The sequence below is a fragment of the Megamonas rupellensis DSM 19944 genome (assembly GCF_000378365.1).
Lineage (GTDB): Bacteria > Bacillota > Negativicutes > Selenomonadales > Selenomonadaceae > Megamonas > Megamonas funiformis.
The window spans coordinates 1-9,003 of sequence record NZ_KB899617.1 but is presented as its reverse complement, the minus strand read 5'-3'; the positions used below and the strand labels follow the sequence as shown (position 1 = coordinate 9,003).

Annotated in this window: 7 protein-coding genes and 3 tRNA genes; all 10 read left to right on the top strand. The window is 32.7% G+C overall.

Annotated elements, in window-relative coordinates; genetic code table 11:
* The first annotated feature begins 339 nt into the window (after window positions 1-339).
* The 10 genes from tnpB to F553_RS0111120 all read left to right on the top strand — a co-directional run bounded on the left by tnpB (window position 340) and on the right by F553_RS0111120 (window position 9,003).
* Window positions 340-1,458 carry an IS200/IS605 family element RNA-guided endonuclease TnpB gene (gene tnpB / locus F553_RS0111165; protein ID WP_026297009.1) on the top strand — a complete coding sequence of 373 codons (1,119 nt, stop codon included), beginning with the start codon at window positions 340-342 and terminating at the stop codon, window positions 1,456-1,458.
* A gap of 143 nt (window positions 1,459-1,601) precedes the next feature.
* A complete protein-coding gene (locus tag F553_RS12000) occupies window positions 1,602-1,937 on the top strand; it encodes a Crp/Fnr family transcriptional regulator (RefSeq protein WP_008540126.1) in 336 nt (111 codons plus the stop codon).
* A gap of 63 nt (window positions 1,938-2,000) precedes the next feature.
* Window positions 2,001-2,609 carry an aminoacyl-tRNA hydrolase gene (gene pth, locus F553_RS0111155; RefSeq protein WP_019000158.1) on the top strand — a complete coding sequence of 203 codons (609 nt, stop codon included), beginning with the start codon at window positions 2,001-2,003 and terminating at the stop codon, window positions 2,607-2,609.
* Window positions 2,602-3,840: a radical SAM family protein gene (locus F553_RS0111150; protein WP_019000157.1), complete on the top strand. Its 1,239-nt coding sequence runs from the start codon at window positions 2,602-2,604 to the stop codon at window positions 3,838-3,840. The genes pth and F553_RS0111150 overlap by 8 nt, the downstream gene beginning before the upstream one ends.
* Before the next feature lie 3 nt (window positions 3,841-3,843).
* Entirely contained in the window at window positions 3,844-4,737 is an 894-nt protein-coding gene (locus tag F553_RS0111145) for a phenylacetate--CoA ligase family protein (protein ID WP_019000156.1), read from the top strand.
* Window positions 4,738-4,772: 35 nt separating this feature from the next.
* Window positions 4,773-5,906, top strand: coding sequence for an exonuclease SbcCD subunit D (locus F553_RS0111140; RefSeq protein ID WP_019000155.1), 1,134 nt, complete (start codon window positions 4,773-4,775; stop codon window positions 5,904-5,906).
* Window positions 5,906-8,650 (top strand): AAA family ATPase, encoded by a 2,745-nt coding sequence (locus F553_RS0111135; protein WP_019000154.1) that lies wholly within the window; start codon window positions 5,906-5,908, stop codon window positions 8,648-8,650. Before F553_RS0111140 ends, F553_RS0111135 begins: the two co-directional genes overlap by 1 nt.
* A 124-nt stretch (window positions 8,651-8,774) precedes the next feature.
* Window positions 8,775-8,850, top strand: a tRNA-Lys gene (locus tag F553_RS0111130).
* 7 nt (window positions 8,851-8,857) lie between these two features.
* A tRNA-Glu gene (locus F553_RS0111125) sits at window positions 8,858-8,932 on the top strand.
* A 13-nt stretch (window positions 8,933-8,945) separates the two neighbouring features.
* Window positions 8,946-9,003, top strand: a tRNA-Val gene (locus tag F553_RS0111120).

The window sequence follows — 9,003 nt, the reverse complement described above, 5'->3', positions numbered from 1 at the left end:
GAAGTACTCAGTAAGCGATTGACTGAGGAAGTGGACAGACTCTAACAGGTAAAGCTGAGAGATAAGATATAGTCTGTGCCGTTATGAAAGTAACGGAAGTTCATAAGAGAACTGTATAGAAAGTAGCGTTTCTATATGAACGAGACCTCATAATACGACTAAAGTAGAACCTATAGTTTTTGTATATATTATTTAAAATAAGTAGTTAATATATAAACACTTGTTATATTACTATAGATATGTCATGATTATATTAGATGATAGTATGGAAGTAATATATGACAGAGGATATAAATTATAGAATATATCCAAAATCAGAAGAAAGAGTAAGTGTTTATTATGGAAAAAGCTTATAAATTTAGGATATACCCCAACAAAACACAAGAAAGTTTACTTCAAAAAACTTTTGGCTGTGTACGTTTTATATATAATCACTTTTTAGATAGAAGAATTAAAGCATATGAACAAAATAAGAAGACCATAGGTTATAATGAGTGTTCAAAAGAGCTTACTCAATTAAAAAAAGAAAAAAAGTGGCTCAAAGAACCAGATAAATCCTCTTTACAAAATGCTTTAAAGAATTTAGATACAGCATATAAAAACTTTTTTAATAGACAAAAAGCAGGCTTTCCTAAATTCAAATCTAAAAAGAATCGGTATAAATCGTATAAAACAAATATGACAAATAACAACATTGGATTTTTAGGAAATAAAATAAAACTACCTAAAATAGGCAAGATAAAAATAAGAGATAAATATTGCCAAATAGAAGGTAGAATTTTAAGTGCGACAGTATCACAGACTCCTAGTGGAAAATATTACGTTGCACTATGTTGTACAGATGTGCCTCAACCTGAATTTATCAGAACGAATAAATATGTCGGTTTAGATTTAGGAATAAAGGATTTTATCATAACCTCAGATGCAGTAAAATATAGCAATCCTAAATACTTGCAAAAATCACTGACTAGATTAGCTAAATTCCAAAGAGAGCTTTCTCGAAAAACAAAAGGAAGTTCAAATTGGGAAAAGGCTAGAGTAAAAGTGGCTAAATTGCATGATAGAATTGCTAATCAAAGACGCAATTTACTTCATCAAGTGACATGTCAACTTATCAGAAATTATGATGTAATCTGTCTTGAAGATTTGCAGGTTGAAAACATGATGAAAAATCATAAATTAGCAAGAAATATAGCTGATGTTAGTTGGTCAGAGTTTATGAGACAACTATCATATAAAGCCAAATGGTTTGGTAAAATTATTGTCAAAATAGATAAATTTTATCCTTCAAGCCAATTATGTCATATTTGTGGATATAAAAATACCGAAGTAAAAAACTTAAATGTTAGAAAATGGAACTGTCCTAAATGTAAAACACATCATGATAGAGATATAAATGCAGCTATAAATATTAGAAATGAAGGATTAAGAATATTAAACATACTTAAATTTAAATAACATATACAAGAACCGTAGGAACTATGGGGATAGCTCGGAGATACTGTATTCGTTAGAATACTTGACCGAGAACCCCGCGACTTTAGTCGTGGGAGGTTCAGATTTACATTGAAGCTTTAACTGATTGTGAGCTTATTCAAATCTTGCCTTGTGCTTTTGCCAAAGTCATGAATGAAAATATCCATCTTGAAGCTATCACTTATAAACTTGCTACTAAACGGTTATGCACTGTAACCTGGGCTATGCAACAGATGATGTTCACCAGTTTTGATAAAAGACTTGCTGAGTTTTTACTCAATGAAAGTAATACTACTAATTCTGATGAAATCAATATGACTCATGAACAAATAGCCAAATTAATGGGTTCAGCTCGTGAAGTAGTAACTCGTATGCTCAAATATTTTTCTACAGAAGGATATGTAGAACTCACTCGTGGAAAAGTAAAAATCATAAATAAACAAGCACTAGAAAAACTCTAGTGCTTTTGTTTTTGTTTTTATGCTAAAATATTAATTATTATATATTGTCTTGGAGGTAATTTAATGAAAATAATTGTAGGTCTTGGCAATCCTGGTAATGAATATGCCAAAACCCGCCATAATGTCGGTTTTATGCTCGTTGATGCACTAGCTGAGCATCTTAATATAAATCTTTGGAAAGATAAATTCAATGCTCAAATTGCGGAAGGTCGCATTGGCACTGAAAAAATTTTACTAGTTAAACCGCAAACTTATATGAATAATAGCGGTGAAGCCCTTGGTCCTTTAATGCGTTGGTATAAAGTAACTCCAGAAGATATCATTGTAGCTCATGATGATATGGATATCCCTGCTGGTGCTATTCGCATTCGCAAAAAAGGTAGTTCTGGCGGACACAATGGTATAAAATCTTTAATCGCTCATTTAGGCAGTGAAAATTTCCCACGTGTAAGACTCGGTGTTGGTAGACCTCTCCCTGGTTGGAGTGTAGTAAATCATGTTCTTGCTCCATTTCCTCAAGAAGATAAAATAGCTGTTGATGAAGCGATTAAATATCTCATCCCTGCTGTAGAATGTATCGTTAATGATTCTGTCGATATGGCTATGAATAAATACAATCCTAAAAAAGCAAAGAAAAATAAAGTAAAACAGGAGGATAAAAATAATGGCTGATATTCGTGCATTATATGCTGATGAAGATGGTAATATCCTAGATGCCCCAAAAGGTTTCCAAGCTTTAGCTAGAACTGGAACAGATATCATCGAACTTTCCCCAGATGATTTAATTCCACTTCCAGAATCTGCTGACTTAATGTTTTTACCAGACCGTTTACCACTTGCCAAATACGGTGATGAAATCATGCCTATCATGGGCAATGCCGTAGCTGCCATCTTGCCTGCTGGTTATACTCGTTTATATATGCCAGCCTTCAAAAAAGAAGATGACGCTCAAATGCTTCCACTTTATGGCTATACTGCTGTTGTTGTTTACAAAGATGAACTTTATGTAGCAGCTATGTACACTGATGAAAATGATAAATGGGACCCAGCGCATTACAATACTCGCAATTTGCATAAATTAGTTAAACGCGTTCAAAAAGATTTACCTGATAATCGCCTTGTTGAACATTTAGGTAATTGTTCTTTAACATGGCATTGTTGCACAGCTCAAAATCTATTTTATCGCCGTTGGGAAGCTGGTATTCCATCTTCTCCAGTTTGCAATGCTAATTGTTTTGGCTGTATCTCTCTTCAACCTGCTGAATGCTGTCCATCTCCACAAAGTCGCATAAAATTCCGTCCTACACCAAAAGAAATTGCTCAAATCGGTATCTATCATTTAGAAACAGCACCTGATGCCATCATCAGTTTTGGTCAAGGCTGTGAAGGTGAACCTTCTCTTGCTGTAGACAATATCGTGCCTGCTATTGAAAAAATCCGCAAAAAAACAGACAAAGGTCAAATCAATATAAATACCAATGCTGGCTATACAGAAGGTATCAAACGCATTGTTGATGCTGGTCTTGATAGTATGCGTGTAAGTATTATCAGTGCTATTCCTGAAAATTACAAAGCTTATTATCGCGGTAGTTATGAACTTGATAATGTAAAAGAATCCATTCGCTACGCTCATGAACATGGCGTGCATATTTCTTTAAATATGCTTTATTTCCCTGGCTTTAATGATAGCGAAAGTGAATTTAAAGCATGGAAAGAATTTTTACATGAAAATCCTGTAAATATGATTCAAATCCGCAATTTAAATATCGACCCTGATGCTTTTGCTGAAATCATGCCACCATTTACTAAAGCTATCGGCACTAAAGAATTTATTCGCCAATTACACGAAGAATTCCCTGATATCGTCATTGGTAATTTTAGTCATTATCAAAAAGGAGAATAAATCATGGTCATCAATCCTAGAGTAGAAATGATGCCAACTGAAGAAAAAATCGAACTCATTTTACAACGCTTTCGCAAAAATCTTCGTTGGGCATTAGAAAAATCCTCTTTCTACAAAAAGAAATACAATGGTCTTGATATTCATGCTGAAGATATAAAAACTTTATCTGATATAAGAAATCTCCCTGTAACTACTAGAGATGAACTTATTCAAGCATCTGCCTTTGATTTATTAACAGGCCCACTTAGTCAAACTTTGCGTTTTAACCGAACAATCAGCGGTTTATATCGCGGTTTTACAGCAGACGATATTGCACGCAATATCGATATCGCTATCAGACCTTTAGCTAGTAATGATATTAATAAAACATCAACTTTGATTATCTGTGGTAATTATAGCTCTCAATATTTATTGGACTTACATTATGCAGCTGAAGCATTAGGTGCTACAGTACTTCCTTGTAATAGCGTAGATGCTGCTATTGATGTTATTGGCATTTTCAATGCTACATCTTTAATCATCAGTGCTAAAAATTTAAAAACCATGATTGAACGAAATGTTGATCACTTGCCGCCAAAAATCATTGTTTTAATTGATAACTTCCAAGATACAACACTTGATGAAATCGAACATCATTTCCATCATCCATTAGCTAAAGTCTATATGTCTAAGTATTTTGGCTTTGCAGGTATCATTTTCACTTGTGAACATAATCATGTTCATGTACAAGATGATTATCTCTATCCAGAAGTTGTTGATAATAAATTAGTCATTACTCCTTTAACATTTGAAGCAATGCCTATCATTCGCTTCCAAACTAAACTCACAGCTTCCATTGATTATAAACATACTTGCGAATGTGGTCGTACTTTTGCCACTATACAATTAGAAAAATAAATCTCAATATATTTAATTTAGGAAAGGGATACTTTATGAAAATCATGCACTTGTCCGACCTTCATCTCGGTAAAAATCTCAATGGTTTTTCTCTATATGAAGACCAAAGGCATATCCATAAACAAATACTTCAAATGGCAAAAGAAGAAGCTATTGACGCTGTTATGATTGCTGGTGATGTATTTGATAAATCCGTTCCTACCAATCAAGCTATACAATTATTTGATGAATTTTTAACATCTTGGGCAGAGTTACATCTGCCCGTTTTTATTATCAGCGGTAATCATGATAGTGCCCAACGTGTAGCTTTTGGAGCGAATTTATTTAAAGACAATAATATTTTTATCTCACCCATTTATGATGGCAAAATCTCTCATATTACCTTAAAAGATGAACATGGCAATATCAATTTTTATCTTTTGCCATTTATCAAACCAGCTATTGTAAGAAGTTATTTTCCTGATGAAGAAATCACTTCTTATAATCAAGCAGTAAAAATAGCTCTAAAGCAAATATCTTTAAATCCAGATGAACGCAATATTTTAATCGCTCATCAATTCGTAACAGGTGCTTACACTTGCGACTCTGAAGAAATTATCGTCGGCGGTATAGATAATGTCGATGCCCAATTATTTCAAGATTTCGATTATGTAGCACTTGGTCATTTGCATACACCGCAAAATGTTTTAACTGAAAAAATTCGTTATTGCGGAACTTTATTAAAATATTCTTTTTCCGAAGCTAATCAAGAAAAAACTGTTACTATCCTTGATTTTCCACAAAAAAATAAATTGACCATTTATGAAAAAAAACTTTCATTTCTTCATGATATGCGTAAATTAAAAGGCTCTTATGCAGAATTAACGCTAAAGAGCAATTATGAACAGACAAATACAAATGATTATTTAGCCATAACACTCACTGATGAAGAAGATATTCCTGATGCCATCAATCGTCTGCGTTCTATCTATCCTAATATCATGCAACTGACCTATGATAACCTTCGTACCAAAACAGTCCAAAATATCGAAACTACAGATATTGCCAATTTAAAAACGCCATTAAATCTCTTTGAAGAATTATATTGCAAACAAAATAATCAAAATTTAAATGATAAGCAAATAGATATTTTACAAGAATTAATCCAAGATATCTGGGAGGGAAAATAATGCGTCCTTTAAAATTAACTATATCAGCTTTCGGTGCTTATGCTGATAAATATGAATTGGATATGAGTCTATTAGGCAATAAAGGTATCTATCTAATCAGTGGCAATACAGGTGCAGGTAAAACTACAATTTTTGATGCTATTACTTTTGCCCTCTATGGTCATACTAGTGGTGGTATCCGTGAAAATGAAATGCTTCGCAGTAAATACGCCGACAAAAACACACCTACATTTGTAGAAATGATATTTTCATACAACAATGAGTCATACACTATTCGCCGTAATCCTGAATATCTTCGCCCTGCCAAAAAAGGAAATGGCTTCGTCAAAGAAAAAGCTCAAGCAGAATTTTATCCACCCAATCAACAGCCAATAACAGGCATAAAAGAAGTGAACTCTGCCATAAATGAGTTAATCGGTCTTGATGTAAATCAATTTACGCAAATAACCATGATTGCTCAAGGAGAATTTTTAAAATTAATCCATGCTTCGACAAAAGAACGCAGTGATATTTTCCGCAAAATCTTCAATACTAAACCCTACCAACAATTACAAGAAAAATTAAAAGAACGCTTCAATGCCCTCAAAAAAGATTTTCTCTTGATTAATAACAGTATTAAGCAATATATAGAAACAATCATACTTCCTGAAAATATGAATTATGACTTCAATCCATTGATGCCTAAAGATTGCCTTGTAAATTTAGAACAAATCATTAATCAAGATAAAAATGATTTAAAACAATTAGAAAAAGATTTTACGGTTTTAGAACAAAATATCAAAGAAAATGAAAAAATTATAAATACTGCTATTAATCAACAGCAAATACAGCAAAAAATCAATGAATATCAGTCAGCATTAACAGCTAAAGCAAAAATACTCCCTAATATTCAAGAAAAATTATCCCTAGTACAAAAAGATTTTGAAATAAAATCCACTTCACTAAATGTGAATATTGTCAAATTAACAGAAGAATTACCTAAATATCAATATATATCTAAACAACAAAATCTCTTACAAACAGCAAAAAAAGCATTGCAAAGCAAACAGCAACAAATGGCAAATGATGAAGCCACTTTAGCAAAATTAACGCAAACTATAAATGATATACAAACAGATTTAAAAAATCTAACAGATGTAAATGTACAGATTGAACAAACAAATTCTGCACAAAAAGAAAATAATCAACGACTACAAAATTTAACAAAACTCTCTACACTACTCGAAGAATATAAACAAACATCTTTAAAACACAAAGAATATAAGACAAAATGGCAACAACAACAGGCAAAACTTGCTGAATTAGAGCAAATTTATAATCAACAAAATCACTTGTTTTTGGCAGAACAAGCAGGCATTTTAGCCAAAGATTTAAAACCATACACACCTTGCCCTGTTTGCGGTTCTACAAATCACCCACAATTAGCCAAAATATCTACGTTGGCACCAACTCAAGCAGAACTTGAACAATTAAAAAATAGATGCGATATTTTCTCCCAAAAATTGAATGAAATTACCCAATTAGCTAGCGAATTAAATGGTAAATTGCATAATCTTTTTACGGAAATAAAAGCACAAGCAGAAAATATTTTAGGTAACTTCACGCAAAAAACTATCTTTCATGATGTAGAAATAAAAAAATGTGAGCTTCTAAACGAAAAAAATCAGCTTGATAAACAATTAATCCAGTTAAATAAATTGAGTCAAAAACAAATAAACTTAAATACACAATTAGAAAAAAATCTATTATTGCAAAAAAATTTAGAGCAAAAACTTCTAACACTAAATACTTCTATCGTTAAAGAAAATACAGATATTGAAATCTTAACAACTGAAATCAATACCTTAACTAAAGCTCTTTTATTCACTGATGAAAATGAAGCTAGAAAGCAACTTCAAAAATATAAACAAACACAAAATTATTTACAACAAAATCTCGCTACTGCTCAAACTGAATTTGATAGATTAAATCAATCACTTGTAGAAATCAAAGCAAAAATCGCCTCACTACAAACACAACTCACACCTCAAAATTATAATTTAAACGAATTAGAAAAAATTCAACAAGAATATTTAGCAACAAAAGAAAATTTAATGCCTCAAATACAAAAACTGCATACTAGAATTACTACTAATCACCAAATTCAACAAAAATTAATGAAAAAAATCGAACTATTGGATACTAAACAATCCCTTTATAGCAATATACAAGCACTCTACACTACAGCTACAGGTTCAGTTGCCGGCAAAGAACGCATTATGCTTGAAACTTATGTACAAATGCACTATTTCGATCGAATTTTAATTCGAGCTAATACTCGTTTGATGATGATGACACAAGGTCAATATGAATTAGTGCGCTGTAAATCAAGTGAACAACTTCGCTCGCAAACTGGTTTAGAATTAGATGTAATTGACCACTATAACGGCACAACTCGCAGTGTAAAAACTCTATCTGGTGGCGAGTCTTTCAAAGCATCATTATCTTTAGCTCTCGGTTTATCCGATGAAATTCAATCTTTTGCCGGTGGTATTCATTTAGATACTATGTTTATTGATGAAGGTTTTGGCTCTTTAGATAGTGAATCACTTGCTCAAGCAATCAAAGTTCTTTCTCAATTATCTCAAGGAAATAAATTAATCGGTATCATCTCTCATGTAGATGAATTAAAAGAAAAAATTGATAAACAAATTCAAATCACTAAAAATCATGAAAAAGGTAGCACGGCTAAAATCCTTATTTAACAAGGGTTTTAGCCCCTTTTTTTACAAAGCAAAAAAAACTTTAATTTTTTTCAAAAAAAGTGTTGACATTTGTTTCAAAGTTCTATATAATAATCTACGTTGTCAAGCGACAACAACGCAATACGGTTCACTAGCTCAGTTGGCAGAGCACCTGACTTTTAATCAGGGTGTCCCGAGTTCGAATCTCGGGTGAGCCACCATTACAATGGCGCGTTGGTCAAGTGGTTAAGACACCGCCCTTTCACGGCGGCTTCATGGGTTCGAATCCCATACGCGTCACCATATTTGGGCGATTAGCTCAGCTGGGAGAGCGCTTGCCTTACAAGCAAGATGTCAGCAGTTCGATCCTGTTA

Coding starts and splice junctions, on each gene's coding strand:
- tnpB (WP_026297009.1), top strand. CDS start 340: ATGGAAAAAGCTTATAAATTTAGGATATACCCCAACAAAACACAAGAA.
- pth (WP_019000158.1), top strand. CDS start 2,001: ATGAAAATAATTGTAGGTCTTGGCAATCCTGGTAATGAATATGCCAAA.
- F553_RS0111150 (WP_019000157.1), top strand. CDS start 2,602: ATGGCTGATATTCGTGCATTATATGCTGATGAAGATGGTAATATCCTA.
- F553_RS0111145 (WP_019000156.1), top strand. CDS start 3,844: ATGGTCATCAATCCTAGAGTAGAAATGATGCCAACTGAAGAAAAAATC.
- F553_RS0111140 (WP_019000155.1), top strand. CDS start 4,773: ATGAAAATCATGCACTTGTCCGACCTTCATCTCGGTAAAAATCTCAAT.
- F553_RS0111135 (WP_019000154.1), top strand. CDS start 5,906: ATGCGTCCTTTAAAATTAACTATATCAGCTTTCGGTGCTTATGCTGAT.